The following is a 22409-nucleotide window of genomic DNA, read 5'->3' as shown; positions in this document are numbered from 1 at the left end:
CTATAAAGAAATAACAATATCGAGTATTTTTATATTGATAAAATATCTTGTCGTTGGATTCTACAAATCAATGAGGTGATTCTGATTACTTACAAAAAAGTTCTAACTGACTGATGAGCCAATTAAGGTTAGAACTTACTTACGTTTATATAAAAGTAAGAAGGTAATAGTCAGTACTAATACGCTTATCAGAAATACTGAGATGGTAACAATTGGCATCTCCTCTCCTTAAGTTGTTTGACCTAAACTCTGCAAAAAATTAAATCTCACGGCGAAGAGCACGAACTGATAGTTGAAAGCCTCCTGGAGCTAAAATTTTATTCAGCACTGAGACTCTAGGATCTGTATTGCCTTTTTCAATATCTCTAAGCGTTTTGTCAGACACCTTAATAAACTTTGCATATTGAGTTTGTGTCATACCATACAATTGTGTGCGAACTTGCTTAACTAATTCACCAATGGTGATTACATTGTTGGCAACATCATTTTCTAGCTTCGCAAGAATTTCTTTTCGCTGTTCACCAGACAAACTAGCCATCATAAACTCCCATCTCTACTAATTTATTTTTTATGTTGCTAAACCCAATCGCAGGAAAATTTAATATTTCATCAGGGCAATTTAATCTTGCTAACAGCTCTGGCAAGTCGATTAATTTTTCAGCAAGTTGACTCAAAAATAAAATCATTTCGTCCGGTTCACAAAAGTCAGAAAGTTGCTCAGCAATCTTTGAAAAACTCACTTGCCCACCAAGTTCACAATTTCGTCCCCATTTGAATAAACGAGTTACTCCTTCTTCATCGGCTTTCATCGGAGCAAAGTCATAGATAGGAGCAAAACGAATGTCGCCGTCAAATTTTAAAAATGAAATGTTACGGCCGTGATTATCTGAATTACCAAAAACAAGATTTAAAAAGTCTCTAACAACATATTGCTTTGCAAATTCACTTTTGGTCATTTGAGTTGCAGAATTAATCCTTCTCCAAACTGTCTCCATAACATCAAAATGCTCTTGATAACTGCCTGGCTCCGCATCAATGATTGAGTAGATGCTCTCCAAACCAATTCTTGTAGCCACGCCATTTTCAAATCCGATATCAAAGCGCGGTAGCCATAAACTGATTTGTCCACTTTCTTTATCTTCAAGTATTTTTAACTTGTTGACTTCGATGGTTTTAACACTAGTACCTTGAAGAAGCTCTGTAAGAGCCTGATAAAAAACACCTTCAGCTTTGAGAATATTGTTGTCTCGAGTTGTACGCCTATTTCTAGCAAACTTTGTTAAGTAGGCTGTGGCAGCCAATGGTTTTCCAGCAAAATCTCCGTCAATAAAAACACTGTCATCTTCGAGCATTAGTAAAAGTTTTGGAGCAACACCACCAGCTCCAGTAGCTCCCCCAACCGCTGCACCTTGTTCATTGGCATACTCTAAGAAGTCGTATTGCAATGAAATAACATCTTCAATGGGAAAGCGGCGAGGATCTATACTACCCTCTGTCGCTACTGACTCTTTTATTCGTAAGTTACCAACGGGTGACATACAAGCATTTGTGAGCAGCGCATAGTTTTGCTGAAATTCGTTAGAACGGCTAATATTAAGATATTTAAGCCACCAATCTCGAGATTTACCAACTGGCAAAATGTCATCTAGTAATGCTGGCCACTTGGAATAGTCTTTCGGAATGATGCTAATGGGAGCATTAACTGTGCATGCCCAACAGTCTTTGATGTCATAGCTTGCTACTGCAGCAATGTATTCAGGCTCATAGCACAATGAACAACTGGCACTAAACTGCTCTTCAGAGAAGTTCAAAATCGCAGCATCCCACCATTGACCTTGATTAAATAACTGCAATGTAACAGTTTGCATCGCTACTCCAGTAGTTTATTACCGTTTAGTCTCTGATAATAACAACTTTTCGGTAGAAATCTACCGTTACATTATAAAATAGAGCAACAAAACAGTATCAAACTACCGCTTTTAATAAAACACAACCTCCAAGTCGGAACTTTATTACCGTTTTAAATTTAAAAGTCGTCAAACTTTCTTAGAGTTTTAGCCAAAAACCTGCCTATTAATTACTTAAGCTCCTTTTGTAACCAAAACAGAGGTATAGCTTATGAAAAATTTTACTAAAGTACAGCGTATCGCAGTTGCTATTCTATTAGTTACAGATGCAGTGAAAAGCGAAGATTTAGAATCATTAGGTATTAAGAAAGCACAAGCGGATACTTGGGCAAAACATTTATTGGATAAACAGATAAGCTTTCAAGATGCTATGGACATCTTTCAAAACGGGGATACCGACGCATCAATTAACCATCTGTTAGCGCTGTGTATTGATCAACGCTACTTTACGAAAAAAACTAAAGAGAGCGAGGAGATTCCAAGTGAACAAAAAAAGCAGGGGTAACCTGCTTTATTATCAACCTCAGAAAAACTTCATCATGTCCTTGAATTCGACATTTTTTCTAGTGCCACTTCCCACCAAAATATAATTAGTGTTATTAGTCGCAAATATGCAATTTTCGTGGATACTGATTATTGCTGTTGTACGCACCCAACCACCAACAGGAAACCTATCTAGCTCATCGTAAATAATGTAGTCAGCCTTTATCAGCGATATTACACAATCAGGTGCTGATTGCGGGGGCTCAATATCCCATATAGCCCAATCTTTAACTACGCATATTGGTTTATTTGGGGAGAAGTGCTCACATTTTAGTTTCATCAGTTCGATTTGTGATTCTAAGCAGCCAAAGTTCGTTAATACTCCTGGCTCAGACAAAACACCTGCAAGCCTAGTAAGCTCTTGTTTCATTTCATCAGTCATAATTATCTCTTACTATTAAACGTTATGACTAGCTTGAGCGCACTCTCTAATCTGTCAAAAAAACTACTTCGAATTTAAATGTGTGCAAAAGGCTTCCGACCTTGAACTCAATAAAAATGGATGATTCATTTTTCCTGTGGAAAGGATGGCTGCATTTGTAATAACAGCTCGCTGACATGTAAAACGGATATGAGCAGTAAATGCTCTTGTGTGAATCGAGCGGCAGTTTAGCTAACTGCTAGGTACCTAAGTTATTGCATGGCACCCAAATCTACTCGAGGGCTCATTGAGCTTAATCTTAAGCAATAAAATAATAGCGAGGTAACCGATTTTGATTGTGTAAATTGAGGCAGAGCAGGTATCGATAAAAGCTTAGCACCTGCAATGCACTCACTTAATAATTGGGCTAGCTATTTGCTGCATCAACAAGTTGTTGCTTGAATGATTTAAAAGCATCGCCATCAAAAGAAGAGCCGCCATTTGCGTCCACATTAAACTTCTGCTTGATAGAATATTCAACAAGTGACGAACCTTTGTTAAGGTAGACTTTAACTTCTGCTATAGCCGAATGCTCACCACTTTTTAGATTATAAACAGTACGTAAAGCACCGCCTTTAGTGGTCGTTCTTGTCTGCGCTTGTAATTTGCGATTTAAGCTAGTAGCCACTGATTCTGGATCATAACTTACTTTAAACTCACCCGTTTCTACTTTTTCTGCCAGGATGACTGGGTCTAATTTTGACAGTAACTTATTGTATTGACTAATAGCTTTAGCATCAGTTTTAAACAAGAACATATCATCATTCCCTTTGGTTTTATGTAGCATCGAAGGTGATGATAATTGTACAACCCAAGAGTCTCCTATCTCCTCTACCTTAACAGGTAACTTAGCTGTTATGTCTTTCTTTGCTTCCATCATAGTGCCTGTTGTTGAGCGATAAGTGTCACCTTTACGATAAGTGACAACATAGCTATCAGCATTTCGCTCAATTATCGCCCCTTCGAAAAAGTAGCCAGGGCTATAGCCTTTAGGGGTATTACACATCGGATTACAGCCGTATTTATGTGATGCAGCCTCAGCTATTTGGCTCTTTAAGCCTGATAATATTTGTGATTGAGTTAGTTCAACGCCAGGAGCAGGTGTTTTATCAAAAGTGAATGTTTTCGAGTTAGTTGTAGTGATCGGGATATCACGAGCTGGTTGAACCGAAACACAAGCAGATATTGAAGCTGCTAAAACAGCAATCGGCGCAATACGTTTGATCATGGGACTTCTCCATTTTATTTATTTTATTCCAAAATCAACCGCATTCTTACGTAGACACTTTCATATGCACAGCACAAAACTTTCTTAAACCTTACCTGTAGATTGTATTTTCGTTGCATTTACTTCACCCCAATAAAATCAAAGCCTGTAGCCTCCTCTGTGTTTTTTGACAAAGTGCTAAGGCATGGATAATAGAAGATAGGATTGATTAGTTTTCTGAGTGAGTTTTGTACAAAATCGGTGATTACATATTTAACACTAAGCTGGCACAAATTGAGTGCCCTATGGGAAAGTGCTATGAGCTCACATCTACGCCATTTGCACTTCTCACCTTTTTGGTCGAAAACAATGATCGCTTAGTGAATAAACGTGAGTTAATTTTAAAGGTGTGGAAACACGAGGTATCAGATAGCTCAATCAATAAAATGATATCAGAACTACGATCCATATTTGGTGATACTGCAAAGGATTCTCGATATATAGCAACAAGACGCAAATTAGGTTATCGACTAGTTGCTGACGTGCATCCAATCGAAGAGCATATATCTCACGAGAGCCCTCCTTTAAAGAGCATTATTAATTGCAGCAGTTAGTTCTATGATTAAAAAACTACGACTACCTTTACATATAAAATCATATTTTAAGGTCCTGCCAAGACAAGATATTACAAATAGGCCGTTAATTCTGGCCTATCAAACTCCTTACTGTAGAGGGGTAAAACTGCTTACCCGTTCGGCTTTTGAAGCCTAGTCTGTTTAGTTCGTCTGCAATGCCTTTTAACGTTGTTGTACCGGCTGCTTTCACATTTTCAATAACTGGCAAAATAGCCTCTCGGTATTTTTTTGTGTTTGTCATAAACTGTGCATGAGCATTGCTGGTACAAGTATTTCTGACTTCATTAAAGTTAGGGTTACCTAATTCCACGCCTCTCTTTTTAGCTTCTGTTAAAGCTAATTTTGTTCTTGTGGAGATCGCTCTTCTTTCTTCTTCCGCCACTGCTGCTAGTACTTGCAACACCAATGGGCCTGAGTTGGGCTGGTCACAACAAATGAACTTAATATTGCTTTGCATCACTGAACTTAGAAAGTGCAAATCACGAGACAACCTATCCAGCTTTGAAACGATTAATGTTGAATTGGTTAGCTGGCAATGTTGAAGTGCTTTGGCTAATTCTGGACGGTTGTTATTTTTCCCTGACTCCACTTCAGTGTATTGATGTAGCAAAGCGCCTTCTTGCCTATTTATATAATCAGTCACCACAGACTGTTGAGATTCTAATCCAAGACCACTTTGACCTTGTCGTTGTGTCGAAACACGATAGTAAGCGATAAAATTCATAATGTTGTACTCAATTACAGAGGCGCAATACCTTCGTTTTGCGTGTTTGTATTTAGAGTTAGTAGATTGCCTGCATGGGAAGATTCGTCAAAAAACATCCGTTGTATTCAAATATTGAAAAGTAGAATTAATGGGCCTTCTCTCGACTTTCTTTTGGCGCCATAATTGACTACAAAGCAAAACTATGGGGCCAACTAATGGACAACAAACATAGACTCGCAAGAGCAAAACGAATTAAAAGATACAAAAATAAATATCAGTCTGAAGATGTGGCTCAGTGGCGTGAATTTGCTTACAAAACTGCAATAGAAATGAACCGAGATTTACGTGTAAACACTTGGTTTGATGAGAATTTATATAGCTTAAAGATAGTTAGTATTGGCAGTGCAATATTTACGGCTATTTTGATTTTCACTTAATTAACTAAGCAGCACATACACTCATAATTGATGTCAACGATACACTCTCTAGAAAAAAGAGACATCGATTTAAACTGTTTTTGCTTTAAATTAATTAAAGGAAACAGTTTAAATGAAGTACCAAGTTGACACAGATTATATTCACGACACTATTGAAGCACTTCAAGGTGGGATCTCAGTCAGTCGTGCTTTCGAACAGGCATTAAACGAGTACCATGAACTCTTTGCGTCGAAAGGCTTAACTATCCAAGAGTCACTAGAGAATACCTTAGAAGAGCTCGAAGAGTACTTCGAGCTAGATGATAACTTTTATAGCTTAAGGCTTGTTAATATTGAAGATCCTGAGTATCTATTGCGGGAAATATCTAATGCTCAAGGTTTGGTAGATGAGTTTCAAGAAGCTATTGCAGCTTTTTCAGCTCAGAGTGAAAAGTAATATTCACATCAGGCTGCAGAGATATTTTGCAGCCTGATTTTCTTAGCAAAGTAAAATCAGAACTAAAACCTACCCGGTAGGTTTTTATTTTGAGCTTTACTAATATCGTTTAATCGCCGATTTCCCACTTTTTTCTAGTGAGGCTGACGGTTGTGCTCTGCAGATTTATGGATGGTAGTATGAAAAGAGTTGATGAGTTCTTCAACTCGAATCATGAGATCCTTTTCTTCCCTATCTTCACAAAACCTAACTATAGGTGATTTCCCCAATAGGAATGTAGTGACTGCAAGTATAGGCTGCATAACTGCGTGAACAGTTAGCTCTTCATCTGCAACATCAACAATGTAATCAATTTCATCGTTAAGGATAGTTATGGCAGTCACTGCGTCATTAATTAGTTCTTGATAGTTCTTCTGGTTATGCTGATTCATCTGCTTAACCTTCAAGTCAATTAACGACATAGCGAAAACGGCTTCTAAGCCACTATCGGTGATCATGAGATTGGACACCAGGGATTTGAACTCTGGTTCTGACATTAAATCATCTTGAAGGTTTGAAATTAAAGCTTGTTGATGCTGCTCAGCAGTCGGTAAGTAATATTCTTGCTTAAAGCTTAACATGGTGTTTTTCCGTTTTAATTAGCTTGAACACCATATTCAGTTAGTTCAACAACTTGTCAAAAAACAGGCGAATAGTGAGGAGCTTAGCTTTTCAAAACAACTAACTGTCTTGTCACGACATAAATTGAATATAATTTAAAACTTAATCTTCAAAAATATCTCATGTGTACCTGTTCCGATATCTAATGCAAATCTGTATTTACGGAATAAAAAACGCTTTGTTATCTTTAATTACTAAGCCATTGCCAGTTTAGCAGCCTGTTTCCACATAAATGCGGGCATGGTATTACGCAACTTCCAAGTAATATTCATCGGTTGGCTACCTGTATGTGACACATAGTCAACTTCACCGAAATTAACAAACCCCATCGTTTTACCAAATTCATCTTTAGATTGCTCACGAACAAAGAGGAACAAACGTTTGCCTTTTTCTTTGTGGGTTACATACTCTAACCCTTTGCCCCGCTCAGGCCTCGCTGAGTTTTGGCTTTGCCAATGGAAGAGGTCTTCATTTATCGCATAATCGTGATACATGGTAGTTGGTGAAAACTGTTTTTCATTTTTATTCAAAGTGACAAACAACAATTCGATATTTTGCTCTTTAATATTAAACACACCTTCTCTTGAATTTGGCTGCTTCTCAAATGTGGTAGCACCAAAACCAACGAGTATTTGCTCTCTGGCATATCTAGCATGAAGCTTTATCGGGTGGTTGCCCATCATTGGCATTGTTTCTTGTTTATGGTGTATACGGTCAATTAGCAAAGTGGTTAAACTTCCTAACTCCGCTTTTAACCACTGATCTCCAAGTCGGTTTAAACTGTCGTTGATGTCTTGGAAGCCTAACTTTTCACCTGATTGTTGCCAGAAGTCATAATGCACCATGAGTTGGTGCAAATCTGAAGTTATCAAACCTTTAGTAGCGAAGCGTTTTAAGCTTTTAAGGTACTCATGATCATCGCACACTAACAACCTTGTCTTGACCATTCGAGCAAAGTTACGAACAAGCTCAGGATCCACATCGTTAAACAAACCCGCTTCTAAACAAAGCTCAGTCCAGCTAAGTCTTTTATACAAAGCTTCTATTTCAACTTGTGGATATACCTTGATGAAGTTTGCCAAGTTTATTTCTAAGGTTGAGTCTCGAGAAAAAGAATGTGCTAAACCTATTAACCGTTGTCTGCTTAAAGTCGCATTACGAATGTTCCTTAGCACAACATCTTGAGTTTGTTTAGATAGTTCTATTCGGCACCCAAGCGGCGCATGAGGAAAGCCATTTTTAATTTCATCACTAATGGCGCCATCGGTTTTCCCCACCAACGCTCGAAACTTATGGGCAAAATCGTAATCGGCATTGGCATTACCAACAAAATCCAACACAGTACAAACTTCTTTATCATCAGCTAAACGCAAACCACGTCCCAATTGCTGCAAAAAGATCGTCAAACTTTCTGTTGGTCTCAAAAACAACAGTGTATCTACCTCAGGTATATCAACACCCTCATTAAAAATATCAACAACGAATAAAATGTTGATTTCGCCACTTCGAAGGGCTTGCTGCTTTTGAGCTCGGTCTTGACTGTTATCACTGGTTAAATAGTCACACTTAATACCTTTGAGCAAAAACTGCTTACACATATATGCCGCATGCTCTTTGCTAACGCAGAAAGCCAAAGCTCGCATGTTACTTATTGAAGTAATTAGTTCATTTAGGGTTTGGTATATTTTGTCTACTCGTTGCTGGTTATGAGTATACAAGTTCGTAAGCTCTGCAATATCATAGCGCCCACGACTCCAACTGATATTCCGAAGGTCTGTATCATCATCGACACCAAAATACTGAAACGGGCATAAATGGCGACGATTAATCGCTTCAGGTAAACGTATTTCCGCAGCAATAACACCGCAAAAGTCATCAAGAATATTCGAACCGTCATGCCTTTCCGGCGTGGCCGTCAAGCCAAGTAAAATCTGCGGTTCAAATCTGGCTAAAATGCTTCGATAAGAACTGGCAGCGACGTGATGCACTTCATCTATAACAACATAGTCATAATAGTCTGCTGATAAGTTTAAATCGGGGAGTTGGTTATTCAGTGTTTGCACTGACGCAAACAGTTGCTCATAACGCTCAGGCTTATAATTACCTACCCACAACTCACCAAAACTGGCGTTTTTTAACACGCCTCGATAGGCCAACCTCGCTTGCTTTAAGATCTCTTCGCGATGAGCAACAAATAAAAATTTGGCATTCGGTTTCTGTTTTAAATAGCGAGCAAAATCGAACGCCGATATTAACGTTTTTCCAGTGCCCGTAGCCGCGACCACTAGATTTTTAAATCGCTTATGCAAAGATCGCTCTACTTCAAGTTGTTCGAGGATCTCTTGTTGGTGAGTAAATGGTTTAATCTCAAAATAATGCGCCAATGGCTCGTTTATGCCATCGCCAATGCGAGCTTGTTTTAAAGCTGTTTTGAGCTTTTCTTTAGCTTCAACTTTGCCATCAAAAGTTTCAAACTCGTTTGAGTTCCAATAAGTTTCAAATGTATTTATGGATCGCTCAATAATATGAGGGATCTCTTGAGATGTAATCTTTAGATTCCACTCTAGACCACTCGTTAAGGCTGAATGAGATAAGTTGGAAGAACCAATATAGCCTGTATTAAAACCGGTATTTCGTAAAAACAAATAGCTTTTAGCGTGTAATCGTTCGCGCTTTGTATTGTAGCTAAGCTTAACTTCTGTGTTCGGCAAAGACGCTAAAAACTCTACTGCTTTAGCATCCGTCGCGCCCATATATGACGTGGTGATCACCTTTAACTTGCGACCACTACGAGTAAACTCTTCAAGCTCGTTGCGGAAGATTCGAATGCCCGCCCACTTGATGAATGATACTAACCAATAAATTGTATCTGACGATAAGATCTCACGTTTTAATTCGCTCTCTAACGACAAGCCGGCATTGCTGCCGCAAAACAACTCACTTTGGGTAAGGCCGGTTAACGGGAATATATCTTCAACGTACTTTTTAAGATCGGCGGCAACGGGGTTTTCTATTTCGTATAAAGCGGTGAGTATTTTGCCCTGACCTTCAAGCAAGTTTTCATCAAAAAACTCGTCATCCTGCAGTTTATCTTTAAGCCATAGAATTAGTTGATTCGACAACTCAATTTGACGCTGAAGTTGATCATCTCCGGATGGTAAGCAATTAACAGCATATTCAATAATTCGGCTCAAGAAACGAGACAACCAAATTGCCGCCTCCGATTGCTCTAATACCTTTTCACCAACATAAAACTTATCTCGGTTTAATCGACCAGATATTAAGTTGGTAATGAGTTGTTCGTATATGCCTGATTGATTCATATAGTACTACTGCTATTCCCTTAGTAATTCAAACCATACAACGTTAATATAAAAACGGCTAAAACCTTACTCATGTTGCAAAAAATACTCAGTACCAAAGCTAAGATTCGCCCTGCGAAATTTTTAGCACGGAGTAAAATTTCCTAGAGAACCGAATTATTTTAGAGTTTAAAATGAGGCCATTTTGAATAAACGGCCATCAGGCCCTCGATCATGTAACTCACGTATAACTTCACTCTTACCAAAGTACTCCTTTTTAGTGCCTTTCAAGGGTAAATCACTATCAAGCACAGTAATAATAAACTGTAAGTTATTTTTTAATGATACTTTTCGCCACTCATCAATCAAGAGAAGTTTAAGCCGGTCATCTAAACTTTCTAGAAGGCCGTCATGGTAGCAAAATTTGAAAAAGTCATCTTTGGAGTGAAGAGAAAGTAAGGTCGTATCAAAAATTGCAGATAATACACGAGTATATGAAAAACCTTCGTTTACTGCAGTTTGATCTTTTAATCCTATTTTAAATTGGATATTGCCATCTTTGTTCGTGGAAGTATAAAAAAACGCTGAGAAATTTAGGATATGCTCTACAAATTCAGAAAATAATGTTACGGCATTTGTTAGCTTAATATTACCTCTAACTTTTGTTTCGACTTCAAGCTTTTTAGCTGCTTTTGCTTTGTCAGACTCAGCCTCTTCTAACTTGTCACCAAGTTCAGTAGCCAAATCTATTTTAGCTAAACGCTCTTTCAAAACTGCAACTCTTGACTCTTCAACTGTTAGCCGGTTTTGTAGTTTTTTATATTTCTCAAAAGCATCTTTTTGGAGTAAGACTGTTGTTAATTCTTGTTGCCTTTCTCTCTCGCTACTCAGTCTCTTAGATATATCGTCTCGCTCTTTTATAATCGTACGTTTTGTTTGAACTAACCGCTCTTTTCTGTCGACAGACATTTCCTTGTTGACTCTAATTAAATCTTCATATGATTTTGTTAAGCTCTCAGGAAAATATATTTCTACTTCTTCAAATAGAGATAAAACTTTCTCCATTTCAAAAGAAAACTCAGCTTGAAGCGACTTGTCAATGGCAGATATTCTTTGATCTAAGGAATATATTGTTGCCACCATCCCTGATACATTTTCAGAGACTTTATCAATCAATTCTTTACTTACATGATCATCAGATCTTTTAAAATCAAATCTATCAAGTTCGATCTTCATCCTACTCACAGCAGCTTCAATTTGAGTGATTTCAGCTTCTAAGCTTTGCCCACTGTCACTAGGAAGGTTATTGACTTCTCGGATAGCATTCTTTAATGATTCCACACGCTTATTTACGTCATATTTTTCTTCAACATAACGAGAGTTAATACCAATGATTGAGGCTAAATAAGGTGTCCAAGAAGCATCACTTTCTCTACTATTGTTAACTTTGAAGGTGTTTTCATACTGGGTTTGTTTTCTAAAACAGTAGCGGAGACCATTTCTGTAATTAAAACCAGCCATCAATATAGGCTTTGGGCATATAAGTTGGTTAAGGTGTTCTTTTGCTGTTTTAAATGCTAGTTCCTGATAATCCCAGCTTTCAGATTCACTTGAGTCAAATCTAGCTTTTTTAGATGTACTTGTTATTGAAATTTTACCAACAACAGGCCTTTTGATGGTAACAAACCGGTTCTTGCCACATTGTACCTCTAAGAAAAATTCAAATTCACTAAAACAGTTTTTCTTTAATATGTGATCTTTGGATATTTGTTTAAGAAAGCAAAAATCCAAAATATCAATCAAAGTTGTTTTACCAAGACTATGAGAAGACTTTTTATCTGAATTTTTGCTAACACTAGCAAAAATCACATTTAGCCCATCTTTAAACTCAATATCAGGGAATATATTTCGCTTATTAGAATATATTTTACTTAACTTAATCATCACTATTCTCGCAAAGGCAAACCAAGTCTTGCTCTTTTTTATATTCAACCTTGCCAAGCAAATATAGAAAACTAATAGCTAACATTACATCTTGCTCATTAATTTCTTTACAACTGGTTTGAGCGTAAGCTAGTACTTCATGAAGATTATCACTGCCTCGTTCTTTTAAACATTGCACCACTTGCGAAGCTACATTTACTAATGAGTAATCTAAATTCATAAACCGATGAGGCGTTAACATAAAATTTCCTCTTCAGTTTTTCTGCCAATAAAGCAGTTTGCGTACAAATAAAACAAAAAAAGACTTATCGAATCTTCTTTATCGCATAAAGACTCATATTGGGAGTCCAATAAAACATTTTCGATTGAAAGTAAGAGCTCTTCGAATGTTTCAAAGTCTTGATAGCCGGCTAATATTTTCTTATTCAAACTCTTAATTATTTTTCCAACAAGTCCCTGTAGATCTTCACTTGCCCTTTGTCTTAAAAAGATATCAAGCTCAAAAAAGTATGGTTCATAGTCTCGAGAAATAATTTCCACATAAAATGAATTACTTAAGTTGTTAAGTTCATTTTTCTTTTCAATACTTATGGAACCAAAATCACAAGGTTTTTGCTCCAATTCATCGTATTCATCGGCAATAGCAATGATCACTTTTCTAAGAGTATTAGGATCAAAAGTTATAGTTCCCTTATGGGTTTTTACTAGATTCTTATAGATTAGAGGGTAGTTATGTACACTTTGATCGATTTTAACTTCTTGTTGACCTGAGCTACCTATTCCTTGAGACTGGTTGATGTTAATGTTACTAGTCATTTTGTTCTACTTTCACATCTATTTTTTGCTTTCCTTTTGAAAATGCTCCTGAAGACTGATTTATATTAAACTTCCCAGATTTAGATGCGTTGTTGCGCAAGATTTGAATCAATCCGATTAAAACAGCTACTACAATTCCAACTATTGCGATCCATTCACCTGTAGATAGACTAGTCATCGATAGTTCCTTTATTCGTAAAACAAGTTTATAGCGAGCTAGCAGCTCATTATTTTCATTTTTATATTTATATCAAATTACGTAACTTACTGCCAATGTTAGATTTTATAGTTTTTAAATACACTTTGTATATGACGCTATATTGATATTCAGTTGATTTCATGACCATGAAATAAATAAACATAAGTGGGAGGTAAAAATATTGAGTATTTTCATTAACTCGCTTTGGGGTCGTAAAAGAAAATTCGCTCACATAGAATTTATATTCTGCACAAATCTGCATTTAGGAAAAGTTGAACATCCCCAAAACTGTTCACCAGCATGCGGGCCTTTCTTAGCTTTTCTCAGTAGTAAATTTGATCCACATTTAGGACAATTTCCATTAGCTTCTTTTGCAGATTCTAAACCGTCCCTATTAAATGAATGGTTCACATTCGACTGTACGGATTGGATCATTGGCATCAACATAGCACCATCTATGAGCTCAATATCTTTTCCTTGAGCAAATTTAATTGCATCCTTAGTGTAATTACAGGTCGTGACAATAATAACTTTTTCAGCCCTCCTAGCTTCTTTTATGCCAAACATTTCCCTTACTACAGAGACACCAACTGGCTTATTACGATACTGTTTACATTGGACCAGTGTTATCTGTGCACCTTTATTTAAAACAAGATCAACTCCGCCATCTGAGCCCGCATAAATATTTTCCGTCACAGAAAACCCTAAACGTCGATAATATTCAGCTATTAATTGCTCAAATTGTTGCCAGTTTAATTGTTTAATCGTATCTAAGCTTTGTTGGACTTCGAATCTTTGGCGTTTTCTTTTTGTATTAAAATAAGCGAAAGGGGCTGGCAATAGTAATATTGCAGAGATATAAATTGCGAAATTATCTAAAGCCTGCAGTAAAGTTTGGCTTATTGGGTTTGGGGTTACAACGATAGGAAGTACAAACTTAAAGATAAAATAGACAGCAACTGATAATACAACACTCACTTGCCAAGGTAGATGAGTTAAGTCTTCCAATAAACTACGTTTTGCCATTACATTCCTTGTTCAACTTGTTTCCATTATATGAGCAGCAAGGATAGCAATTAGCTCACTTCTCGGCAATTGTCGGGAAATCAGAGTCAAATAAAAATGGTAGCGCGAGTGGTAGTTCAGTGTTAGTCTTACCGAGACGGCATTGCTGAAAGGCTTGATTTTATTGGGCTACAGAGGCGCTCTGGATATTGTTCTTCGTTGAGATCCAGAATATCGAATAAGCTCTTTTTGCATTTACTTTATCGAAAAAGCCAATCTAAAAATGATTGGCTTTTTTTATATTCTTCATAAATCGTGCAATTTTTTCTATAAAACCTCGCTCTAGCTATAAACAGGTCTAAACTTATTTTTAGCTCAACTCACTCGTTTTAAAAATGAAAGCAAAATTGATTGAGCTAAGCATGCAGGGGAAAAGCGCTTGAGGAATATACTTTTTTCACTTTCAACATTCATAATGATGACTAACGCGCATGCGCTAGACATCGCTATTAAGGTCGTTGATAAAAATAACACCCCAATCAACGACATTGTCGTTTATCTTACGCCGAAGTCTGGAACATCCGATTTACCCACCAATAACCACCCTCTTGTGATCGATCAGCAAGATAAAAAATTTGCGCCTTACATTACGGTAATGCAAAAAGGGCAAGATATTGTTTTCTTAAATAAAGACGATATTACGCATCATATTTACTCGGTATCCGGTAAAAACCGCTTTGAGTTTAAGTTAAAAGCAGGCTCGTCAAAACAAATTGAAAACATTAGTAAGACAGAAGAAGTTGCCATGGGGTGTAATATTCACGACTGGATGAGTGGCTTTCTGCTTGTCGTTAACACTCCTTATTTCGCTAAAACAAACACAAACGGACTATCGAGTATTTCACTTAAAAACAGCGGTGAATATGAAATTTCAGTTTGGCATCCTCAACTCGATACACCGTCTCATAAAATTACTGAGACTCATTCGTTAAATAACGAAAAACAGACAATCACATTAACTTTGGCAAAACCGCTATTGCCTATTCCAAAGCAAGTTGGACAACAAGAATTCGAATTTTTAGAAGAGTACTAATTCATTATGAGACTTTTCAAAGTGCGCAGTTTACAAAGTAAAATACTAATTTTATTTCTATTTTTACTGCTACTCGTGCAACTGGTGAGTTTTTATTTTACTTATCACGCGAATATAAAATTAGAGAGTACCCAGCTTAATAATCGCTTAAGTAATGCATCTGATATTTTTCAAACACAATTCAACAACCGGCGCTATTACCTTTCGGCCTTTGCCGAAACAGCCGCTAAAGATTACGGCCTTAAATCCGTACTCGAAGAAGATACCAAAAGCTTTTTAGTGGCACTTAATAATCATCGAAAACGCATTGATAGCGATCTTGCCATGGCAATAAATAGTGAAGGCACTGTTTTTGCGCAGCTTGTTACGATTACAGATGCCGAAGGAAATAAAAAAGTACGAATAGGAAAAGAGCAAGGCAAACCCTTTAGTCAGTCCACAGATTTATTAAAACAAGAAGCTACCCAACTCGTCTTTATTGATAATGCATTATATCAATTAAGCTTTGCACCTATTAAAAGTGGTGCGAGAATTGTTGGTTGGATAGGCTTTGGTTATTTAATAAATAATGCACTGGCAAATGAGTTAGCTGCTTTGACAGATGTTAATGTTGGCTTTGCGAGTTTTGATGGTAAAAATTACAGCGTAATTGCCAGCTCAGATGAGCAAAACTACCCAATAAAAGCCGATGTATTTAAGCGGATAATCGCTAATACTGAGCAACAATATTTATACAGCCGATTAGAGCTCGGTAACACGAATAGCGGCTATATATCAGCAGTGCTTTTTGAATCACGCGCTGATCTGCTAAAAAGCATTGATATTCAATGGAGCCAATTGTTCTTATTAGTTGTAATTACGGTTGCGTTATCCACTTTTGGGGCAATTGCAATTGCCAGAGATATTACTCGACCGATAAAAAACTTAGTTAGCCAAGTTAAATCTCTTACCAAAGGTAATTACGATGGCATCGTTGATGTCACTGGCAGCCGAGAGTTAAAACAGCTTTCGAGCGAGTTTAATGTAATGACAAAAGCGATTATTTCTAGAGAAGAAACCATCAGCTTTCAAGCATTTCACGATCAACTTACTCATCTGCCCAATCGTAATGCATTAATTGCAGCAATTGAACGACGCCAACAATCGCAAAATGACTTTTTAATTATTCAATTATGCATTTTACGCGCAGAAGACATCGCCGATACCCTTGGCTATCAAGCAAGTGACTACGTAATAAATGAAGTTGCGAGTCAACTTGTACAAACAGAGCACGGTTTTGACAGTTACCACCTTGGTGCAGAATATTTTGTACTAATCGCAGAAGAACAAAATATTGAAAATTTAATTAGCAAGTTACAACAAGCATTAACAATGCAATGCCATTTTCAAAATATACAATTGCATCTTCAGTTTACCTTTGGTGTGGTGCGCTCATCTCAACACCCGAATTGCTCAGTTGCTGAATTATTACAAAAATCTAATGTGGCGATTCAGCGTGCAAAAAATGATAAGCTCACTTTTCAAATATACGACCCCATTTTTGACCAAAATGCTATTGAGCGACTGTTCTTAACCAATAATCTACGAACAGCTATTGAAGAAAATCAGCTGACACTGTTTTATCAACCAAAACTGTCTTTAAAAACCATGGAAATAAGCCATGTTGAAGCGCTAGTGAGATGGCAGCACCCAGAAAAAGGAATCATTCCACCAGATAGCTTTATTAGCATTGCCGAAAAAACAGGGCAAATGGATGCACTAACGCGCTGGGTAACTCAAACCGCAATTAACCAATATATAGAATGGTTGGATAAAGGGATTAAAATTAATATCGCCATTAATATTTCAGCTGAAAATATTTTAGATAAATCTTTCCCAAATTTTGTGATAGCACTTAAAAACAAACATCAACTTGGGGATTGCGCCATTACTCTTGAAGTAACTGAAGATGCCGTGGTAGACGACCCAAACAAAGCAACTGAAGTGTTAAATTACCTAAACCAAAATGGATTTAAACTTTCCATTGACGATTATGGCACTGGCTATTCGTCACTGGCGCAATTAAAACAGTTGCCAGTGCAAGAGCTGAAAATTGACCGCTCTTTTGTGCAGCACTTGCTTGATAATCAGAGCGACAAAATCATTGTTAAATCAACAATTGAGCTCGCCCATAATATGGGGTTAACTTTGGTTGCCGAAGGTATTGAAGATGAACAAACATTACTTTGGCTCAAGTCGCAAGGATGCGAGTTAGCGCAAGGGTATTTTATTAGTAAGCCTTTACCTGCACATGACTTTGAAGCATGGTTATTACAGTCAGACTACCAACAGCAGATTACAGCGAATGCAAAAACGGTTAACTAACGTATTAATAGTATTTTCCTTATTTGGCATACATGCTAACAGCTTTGCATTAGACGCCAACCTTAAGGGAATAGTTGATTTGAGAGCCTACCATGTTGCAAGTGATGGTAGCGAAAGCTATTTAGCTGGCGACTATGGAAAATATCGCTTTAACGATGGTAGTGGTTTAGCTTTAGGACAATTAGGTGCCCATATCGATTTAGAATTTAATTCAACCTGGTCAGCTACTGTTGTTGCTAATGCATTTGCCAACAAGGGTAACAGTGCCATTGGCATAACCGAAGGCTATTTGAATTATAAAAGCCTGCCAACAAGTAGCGGATGGCGAGTAAAATCAAAAATTGGCGTTTTCTACCCAACCATAAGTTTTGAAAATGTGGCCACAGCATGGTCCACCCCATATACGTTAACATCGAGCAGTTTAAATAATTGGGTTGGTGAAGAACTACGTAATACAGGCGTAAACCTGTCTCTTGAAAAACTTGGTAAGTTCTCTGGGTCAAAGCACAGCTTTTCAGCTGATGTGTCACTGTTTAAAAATAATGACCCTGCGGGGGCAATGCTTGCGTGGCATGGCTGGACTATTGGCAGCAGACAAACCCTCTTACATGAAAAGTTAATTGTCCAAGACTTTCCAGCACGTGAGGGTAAACTCAAATTTCAAGCAGCTGAATCAGACCCGTTTTTAGAACTTGATAATCGCTTTGGGTTACATCTTTCTGCAAATTGGAAATACGACAATAAACTTAAATTTAATATTGGATTTTACGATAACTTTGCCGAGGAAGGCTTAGTTGAAAACGGCCAATACACTTGGACAACTGAGTTTTTTCACTCCGCTTTAAAATACCGTTTTACAAAAGAGTGGGAAGTAATAGCGCAAGTTATGGCAGGTAATACATACATGACCTCCCCTTATAAAGAAAGAGTCGTCGATAATGATTTTGACAATGCCTTTATAATGCTCCGTCACTTTTGGTCAGATCATCATATTGCCGCTCGTTTTGAACATTTTAATGTGGATGATTTAGATGACCTTTGGGGTGATAATAATGATGAACAAGGGAATGCTTTTTCACTTGCATACCGTTATAAACTCTCGAAGCAATCATTCTTATTAACTGAATTGAACTATATCGATTCTCATCGCCCTTCACGCTGGTATTTAAATCAAGCAATCGATAAAAAAGAGACCCAATACCAAATTGGCTATCGCTATTATTTTAAACATTAACCACCTAATTGCTTATTCACCATATAAACGCATTGTGCTATCAAAATACATACCAAGCCCCGCAGTAAATAACCAACATCCCCACAGGCTGTGTTCTACCGCAACCAATAAGGTGCTACGAGAATGAATATAAGTAAATGAAAATACTAAACCAGCAATAAAGGCACCTACTACAGCAATCCAATTTGCAAATAATAAATGCGCTAAGGCAAAGCTAGTGGCACTTAAATATGCGCGTAACTGCTTACTTTTAAATACGCGTTTATAGCGATGAAACATAAAGGTACGAAAAATCACTTCCTGCGGCCACGCTGAAAAAATGGGATAAAGTATTAATAACAGAAACCACCACTTGGTTTGTTGGGTTGGCAAAGTAAAAAACCACTGCGGGGTAAAATACCAACTGGCAACAGCCATAAACAATGCAGCTATCAAGAAAGTTGAAATAACCCTATCGAGTGAAATTTTTAATTGCTCTGGGTTCCAAAGACGAAAACGTTTAAATCGAGGATCTCTTAACAACAGTAATACGCACCACCCTACTACCGATACCAAAAATAACAGTAAGTAAGGCGCGATCAAATCGCGTACAAAAAATAAAAATATCGGCAAACAAAAGAATAAAAATACAAATTCGCAAATCAAAATGCGCTTGTAATAATGCTTAGGTGCCCAACGGGTAGGATCGAGTTTCAATAGCGTGCCCTCCTATTTAATTATAGGAAGGCACATTCACTATTTAATGAATTTAATATGACGTATCTTAATTACTAGAACACTACCGATTGCTCTGTAGTACATTGAGTCGAACCGGATTCACACACTTTGTAGGTATAGCTACCACCGCCTTTCACACCGATGTTATCAGTATATTCACCGTTATTAATTACTGAGTTAACAATATTACCATTACGGTAAATATCGACCGAACTGCCAGAGACACCAGACCAGCTTAAATCAACATGCTGCAGCCCTCTTACTTTGTAGGCTGTAAGAGAAAGGCTGGTATCACCGGAGTTATCACCACCACCAGCACACGGGTTAGCAATTAAGTAATCATCTGCGGCTTTTGCTTGCACTATGCCATAACCAAAGTACACATCTTTACCATCGGCTCCGCCATCAAGCGCGCTTGCTTTTAATGCACTACGAATATCTTCGCCGCTACAATCTGGATGATTTGACCAAACCAACGCTGCTACACCTGCAACGGCTGGCGTTGCCATAGATGTGCCACTCATATAGCCATAATCGCTAGCTCCCACTTTAACGCGAATAGATAGCGCATTAAGCACTTGGTTTTTGTCTTCGAGCGCAATTCCTACTGTTGGAATGCTAGTATTATTGGGTGAGCCCAATGTGCCACTAAATAACCCAGATTCATTATTTATAATAACCGCTGCAATACCTCCCGAGTTTTGGCAATTAAGCGCTTTATCATGAAAGCTAATACTACCTCTATCAATCACACACACCTTGCCATTTGCACCACTATCAACAGAATCCCCGAGCCCCATAAAATAAGGCGTCGCGCTTTCATCCCCTGTATTTTCCATAGCACTAGATGCAACACCTATTCCATCAGCTAATACTGCCGAATTACTGGCTGAGCCTGCGGGGTAGGTAGATAAAGTATCAACACCTCCAGCAGTCACTTCTACACAAATGGTTTCATCTTGTTTTCGTTTTTTACCACGACCCGTTTCACAACTTGGAAATTGAGAGAAATTAGCGATTTGATTGTTAGCATCGTTAGCGCCTATCATCATCACCGACGCATAACCTGCGGGGTAACTGCGGACACTATTACCATCATTACCAGCAGCAGCTACAGAAAGTCCACCAGCGCTTGCGAAGTTTTCAAAAGCTGCTGATTCAGTTGAGCTAGCGCCACCGCCACCTAAACTCATGTTAATAATATTTGCGCCTGCTGCTGCGCATACATTGGCGGCATGAGCAAGACTTGATGAATACCCCCAACCACTGGCATTAAATACTTTTACAATATGCATTTGCACGCCAGGTGCCATGCCCACAACACCAAAGCCATTATCCGCAGCACCAATGGTGCCAGCTACATGAGTCCCATGAGGCCCGCCTTGCTCATTCCAGTTGCCAGTACCTGAATCGTTAGAACCACTGATATTGCCCCAAACAAAATCATTGTTTGATTGATCTAAGCCCGAATCAATCACACATACTTTTATACCGGTATTTCCATCAAACAATACTTGGTTTGCTTGTGATTGATATACAGCATAAGGTGTTAATTGCTGTGACATAGCATCGCCAATATCATCGTTAAACAGGTTAAATGCTTTGCGAGGATGATCTTGTTCAATCAATTTAATATGTGGGTTATTTAGCAGCCCTTTTAGTGTAGATAAGTCGGTACCATCGAATGACGCGGCAAAAAAACCATCGCTATCAAGTTTAATATCGCCTCCTAATTGTTTAGCAAGAGCTTTCACAACGCCTTTATGGCCATTATCAACTTGAATAATAAAACGATGATTATCAATTTCGGCATATACACTCGCAGTAAAAGATAATGCAATGCATACGGTAAGAGAAGAGAGTTTCATTGGTTACTGCCCCAAATACAATTGTTGCAGTTTTTAGAATAGTAAATTTTAAGCAGATCGCCAGTAACAACCATGATTTCAGCCACAAAAAAAGCCGCTAGTGCGGCTTTGATTTTTTGGGTTGATTTATTATTTAGTTAGAAAACAACTGTTTTCTCAGCAGAACATGTTGAAGTACCCGCTTCACATACTTGGTAAGTGAAGCTACCGCCACCTTTACCACCAACTGCGTCAGTGTAGCTACCTGTGTTAGATACTGTAGCAACCATTGAACCGTTACGGAAAACGTCCATTGAAGATACACTTGTACCTGACCATGTTAGGTCTACACGTTTAGTGCCTTTCACTTTGTAACCTTGTGCTGATAATGTGATATCACCTTCACCACCACCGTTGTCACCGCCGCCATTATCACCGCCAGCACAGCCATTCGCTGTTAGGTAATCATCAGCTGCTTTTGCTTTTACGATACCGTAACCAAAGTAAACATCTTTACCTGCTGCACCTGCATCATAAGCTGTTGCTTTAAGTGCATTACGGATTTCAGTACCTGTACATGTTGGGTGGTTTGACCAAACTAGTGCTGCAATACCTGAAACAGCTGGAGTAGCCATTGAAGTACCGCTCATAAAGCCGTAATCACTTGTACCAATTTTAACTGTCATTGATGCTGCGTTAAGAAGCGTCGCACGGTCTTCAAGTGCTGCACCTACTGCAGGAATTGATGTTGCGTTTGTATCACCTAAAGTACCGTAAAGCATGCCTGCTTCATTGTTTACGATAACCGCACCCACACCGCCTGAATTTTCACAGTTAAGTACTTTATCGTGGAATGAAATATTACCACGGTCGATAACACAGATTTTACCTGCAGCTGCAGAGTTAACCGCTTCAGCAGTACCCATAAAGAAAGTA

Annotated in this window: 22 protein-coding genes; 7 read left to right on the top strand and 15 right to left on the bottom strand. The window is 38.0% G+C overall.

Annotated elements, in window-relative coordinates; genetic code table 11:
• Positions 1 to 259: 259 nt before the first annotated feature.
• Both ON073_RS13765 and ON073_RS13760 read right to left on the bottom strand, forming a co-directional pair.
• The gene (locus tag ON073_RS13765; RefSeq protein ID WP_229854591.1) at positions 260 to 541 is read right to left on the bottom strand and encodes a helix-turn-helix transcriptional regulator; all 282 of its coding nucleotides are present in this window, start codon (positions 539 to 541) and stop codon (positions 260 to 262) included.
• Positions 531 to 1868 (bottom strand): HipA domain-containing protein, encoded by a 1338-nt coding sequence (locus ON073_RS13760; RefSeq protein ID WP_274762459.1) that lies wholly within the window; start codon positions 1866 to 1868, stop codon positions 531 to 533. The genes ON073_RS13765 and ON073_RS13760 overlap by 11 nt, the downstream gene beginning before the upstream one ends.
• Before the next feature lie 250 nt (positions 1869 to 2118).
• Between ON073_RS13760 and ON073_RS13755 the strand changes: the two genes are divergently transcribed.
• The gene (locus ON073_RS13755) at positions 2119 to 2412 is read left to right on the top strand and encodes a hypothetical protein (protein WP_274762457.1); all 294 of its coding nucleotides are present in this window, start codon (positions 2119 to 2121) and stop codon (positions 2410 to 2412) included.
• 18 nt (positions 2413 to 2430) lie between these two features.
• Here ON073_RS13755 and ON073_RS13750 read toward each other — a convergent pair whose 3' ends face one another.
• Entirely contained in the window at positions 2431 to 2832 is a 402-nt protein-coding gene (locus ON073_RS13750; protein ID WP_100914093.1) for a DUF6957 family protein, read from the bottom strand.
• 406 nt (positions 2833 to 3238) lie between these two features.
• Entirely contained in the window at positions 3239 to 4099 is an 861-nt protein-coding gene (locus ON073_RS13745; protein ID WP_100914094.1) for a hypothetical protein, read from the bottom strand.
• Positions 4100 to 4383: 284 nt separating this feature from the next.
• On the opposite strand from ON073_RS13745, the gene ON073_RS20595 reads away from it, so the two are divergent.
• Complete coding sequence (locus ON073_RS20595) at positions 4384 to 4692, top strand: winged helix-turn-helix domain-containing protein (RefSeq protein WP_189768816.1); 309 nt, start codon at positions 4384 to 4386, stop codon at positions 4690 to 4692.
• An 85-nt stretch (positions 4693 to 4777) separates the two neighbouring features.
• Here the strand turns inward: ON073_RS20595 and ON073_RS13740 are convergent, their stop codons facing one another.
• Entirely contained in the window at positions 4778 to 5437 is a 660-nt protein-coding gene (locus ON073_RS13740; RefSeq protein WP_274762456.1) for a recombinase family protein, read from the bottom strand.
• A 197-nt stretch (positions 5438 to 5634) separates the two neighbouring features.
• Between ON073_RS13740 and ON073_RS13735 the strand changes: the two genes are divergently transcribed.
• Entirely contained in the window at positions 5635 to 5856 is a 222-nt protein-coding gene (locus ON073_RS13735; protein ID WP_274762455.1) for a hypothetical protein, read from the top strand.
• 112 nt (positions 5857 to 5968) lie between these two features.
• Positions 5969 to 6292: a hypothetical protein gene (locus ON073_RS13730; RefSeq protein WP_274762454.1), complete on the top strand. Its 324-nt coding sequence runs from the start codon at positions 5969 to 5971 to the stop codon at positions 6290 to 6292.
• Positions 6293 to 6426: 134 nt separating this feature from the next.
• Here the strand turns inward: ON073_RS13730 and ON073_RS13725 are convergent, their stop codons facing one another.
• The 7 genes from ON073_RS13725 to ON073_RS13695 all read right to left on the bottom strand — a co-directional run bounded on the left by ON073_RS13725 (position 6427) and on the right by ON073_RS13695 (position 14239).
• Complete coding sequence (locus ON073_RS13725; protein ID WP_274762453.1) at positions 6427 to 6912, bottom strand: hypothetical protein; 486 nt, start codon at positions 6910 to 6912, stop codon at positions 6427 to 6429.
• A gap of 234 nt (positions 6913 to 7146) precedes the next feature.
• Positions 7147 to 10275: a DUF3427 domain-containing protein gene (locus ON073_RS13720; RefSeq protein WP_274762452.1), complete on the bottom strand. Its 3129-nt coding sequence runs from the start codon at positions 10273 to 10275 to the stop codon at positions 7147 to 7149.
• Positions 10276 to 10443: 168 nt separating this feature from the next.
• Complete coding sequence (locus tag ON073_RS13715) at positions 10444 to 12198, bottom strand: DUF2326 domain-containing protein (RefSeq protein ID WP_274762451.1); 1755 nt, start codon at positions 12196 to 12198, stop codon at positions 10444 to 10446.
• The gene (locus ON073_RS13710) at positions 12191 to 12439 is read right to left on the bottom strand and encodes an ABC-three component system middle component 6 (protein WP_274762450.1); all 249 of its coding nucleotides are present in this window, start codon (positions 12437 to 12439) and stop codon (positions 12191 to 12193) included. Before ON073_RS13710 ends, ON073_RS13715 begins: the two co-directional genes overlap by 8 nt.
• Positions 12433 to 13014, bottom strand: a complete 582-nt coding sequence (locus tag ON073_RS13705; RefSeq protein WP_274762449.1) for an ABC-three component system protein — start codon at positions 13012 to 13014, stop codon at positions 12433 to 12435. Before ON073_RS13705 ends, ON073_RS13710 begins: the two co-directional genes overlap by 7 nt.
• Complete coding sequence (locus ON073_RS13700; RefSeq protein ID WP_274762448.1) at positions 13007 to 13192, bottom strand: hypothetical protein; 186 nt, start codon at positions 13190 to 13192, stop codon at positions 13007 to 13009. The genes ON073_RS13705 and ON073_RS13700 overlap by 8 nt, the downstream gene beginning before the upstream one ends.
• Before the next feature lie 249 nt (positions 13193 to 13441).
• On the bottom strand, positions 13442 to 14239 hold the full coding sequence (locus tag ON073_RS13695) for a restriction endonuclease (RefSeq protein ID WP_274762447.1): 798 nt from the start codon (positions 14237 to 14239) through the stop codon (positions 13442 to 13444).
• A 454-nt stretch (positions 14240 to 14693) separates the two neighbouring features.
• Between ON073_RS13695 and ON073_RS13690 the strand changes: the two genes are divergently transcribed.
• The 3 genes from ON073_RS13690 to ON073_RS13680 are packed head-to-tail and all read left to right on the top strand — an operon-like array spanning position 14694 to position 18909.
• Complete coding sequence (locus ON073_RS13690) at positions 14694 to 15311, top strand: hypothetical protein (RefSeq protein ID WP_274762446.1); 618 nt, start codon at positions 14694 to 14696, stop codon at positions 15309 to 15311.
• Positions 15312 to 15317: 6 nt separating this feature from the next.
• Positions 15318 to 17675 (top strand): bifunctional diguanylate cyclase/phosphodiesterase, encoded by a 2358-nt coding sequence (locus tag ON073_RS13685; RefSeq protein ID WP_274762445.1) that lies wholly within the window; start codon positions 15318 to 15320, stop codon positions 17673 to 17675.
• Positions 17656 to 18909 (top strand): hypothetical protein, encoded by a 1254-nt coding sequence (locus ON073_RS13680; RefSeq protein ID WP_274762444.1) that lies wholly within the window; start codon positions 17656 to 17658, stop codon positions 18907 to 18909. Before ON073_RS13685 ends, ON073_RS13680 begins: the two co-directional genes overlap by 20 nt.
• Before the next feature lie 12 nt (positions 18910 to 18921).
• Here the strand turns inward: ON073_RS13680 and ON073_RS13675 are convergent, their stop codons facing one another.
• The 3 genes from ON073_RS13675 to ON073_RS13665 all read right to left on the bottom strand — a co-directional run.
• A complete protein-coding gene (locus tag ON073_RS13675) occupies positions 18922 to 19605 on the bottom strand; it encodes a CPBP family intramembrane glutamic endopeptidase (RefSeq protein ID WP_274762443.1) in 684 nt (227 codons plus the stop codon).
• A gap of 74 nt (positions 19606 to 19679) precedes the next feature.
• Positions 19680 to 21494 (bottom strand): S8 family serine peptidase, encoded by a 1815-nt coding sequence (locus ON073_RS13670; protein WP_274762442.1) that lies wholly within the window; start codon positions 21492 to 21494, stop codon positions 19680 to 19682.
• 137 nt (positions 21495 to 21631) lie between these two features.
• The coding region (locus tag ON073_RS13665) for a S8 family serine peptidase (RefSeq protein ID WP_274762441.1) at positions 21632 to 22409 on the bottom strand (778 nt) is incomplete at its 5' end.

The organism is Pseudoalteromonas sp. G4, assembly GCF_028875915.1.
GTDB lineage: Bacteria > Pseudomonadota > Gammaproteobacteria > Enterobacterales > Alteromonadaceae > Pseudoalteromonas.
This window is presented reverse-complemented; position numbering and strand designations above follow the sequence as displayed.

Coding starts and splice junctions, on each gene's coding strand:
- ON073_RS13765 (WP_229854591.1), bottom strand. CDS start 541: ATGATGGCTAGTTTGTCTGGTGAACAGCGAAAAGAAATTCTTGCGAAG.
- ON073_RS13760 (WP_274762459.1), bottom strand. CDS start 1,868: ATGCAAACTGTTACATTGCAGTTATTTAATCAAGGTCAATGGTGGGAT.
- ON073_RS13755 (WP_274762457.1), top strand. CDS start 2,119: ATGAAAAATTTTACTAAAGTACAGCGTATCGCAGTTGCTATTCTATTA.
- ON073_RS13750 (WP_100914093.1), bottom strand. CDS start 2,832: ATGACTGATGAAATGAAACAAGAGCTTACTAGGCTTGCAGGTGTTTTG.
- ON073_RS13745 (WP_100914094.1), bottom strand. CDS start 4,099: ATGATCAAACGTATTGCGCCGATTGCTGTTTTAGCAGCTTCAATATCT.
- ON073_RS20595 (WP_189768816.1), top strand. CDS start 4,384: ATGGGAAAGTGCTATGAGCTCACATCTACGCCATTTGCACTTCTCACC.
- ON073_RS13740 (WP_274762456.1), bottom strand. CDS start 5,437: ATGAATTTTATCGCTTACTATCGTGTTTCGACACAACGACAAGGTCAA.
- ON073_RS13735 (WP_274762455.1), top strand. CDS start 5,635: ATGGACAACAAACATAGACTCGCAAGAGCAAAACGAATTAAAAGATAC.
- ON073_RS13730 (WP_274762454.1), top strand. CDS start 5,969: ATGAAGTACCAAGTTGACACAGATTATATTCACGACACTATTGAAGCA.
- ON073_RS13725 (WP_274762453.1), bottom strand. CDS start 6,912: ATGTTAAGCTTTAAGCAAGAATATTACTTACCGACTGCTGAGCAGCAT.
- ON073_RS13720 (WP_274762452.1), bottom strand. CDS start 10,275: ATGAATCAATCAGGCATATACGAACAACTCATTACCAACTTAATATCT.
- ON073_RS13715 (WP_274762451.1), bottom strand. CDS start 12,198: ATGATTAAGTTAAGTAAAATATATTCTAATAAGCGAAATATATTCCCT.
- ON073_RS13710 (WP_274762450.1), bottom strand. CDS start 12,439: ATGTTAACGCCTCATCGGTTTATGAATTTAGATTACTCATTAGTAAAT.
- ON073_RS13705 (WP_274762449.1), bottom strand. CDS start 13,014: ATGACTAGTAACATTAACATCAACCAGTCTCAAGGAATAGGTAGCTCA.
- ON073_RS13700 (WP_274762448.1), bottom strand. CDS start 13,192: ATGACTAGTCTATCTACAGGTGAATGGATCGCAATAGTTGGAATTGTA.
- ON073_RS13695 (WP_274762447.1), bottom strand. CDS start 14,239: ATGGCAAAACGTAGTTTATTGGAAGACTTAACTCATCTACCTTGGCAA.
- ON073_RS13690 (WP_274762446.1), top strand. CDS start 14,694: ATGATGACTAACGCGCATGCGCTAGACATCGCTATTAAGGTCGTTGAT.
- ON073_RS13685 (WP_274762445.1), top strand. CDS start 15,318: ATGAGACTTTTCAAAGTGCGCAGTTTACAAAGTAAAATACTAATTTTA.
- ON073_RS13680 (WP_274762444.1), top strand. CDS start 17,656: ATGCAAAAACGGTTAACTAACGTATTAATAGTATTTTCCTTATTTGGC.
- ON073_RS13670 (WP_274762442.1), bottom strand. CDS start 21,494: ATGAAACTCTCTTCTCTTACCGTATGCATTGCATTATCTTTTACTGCG.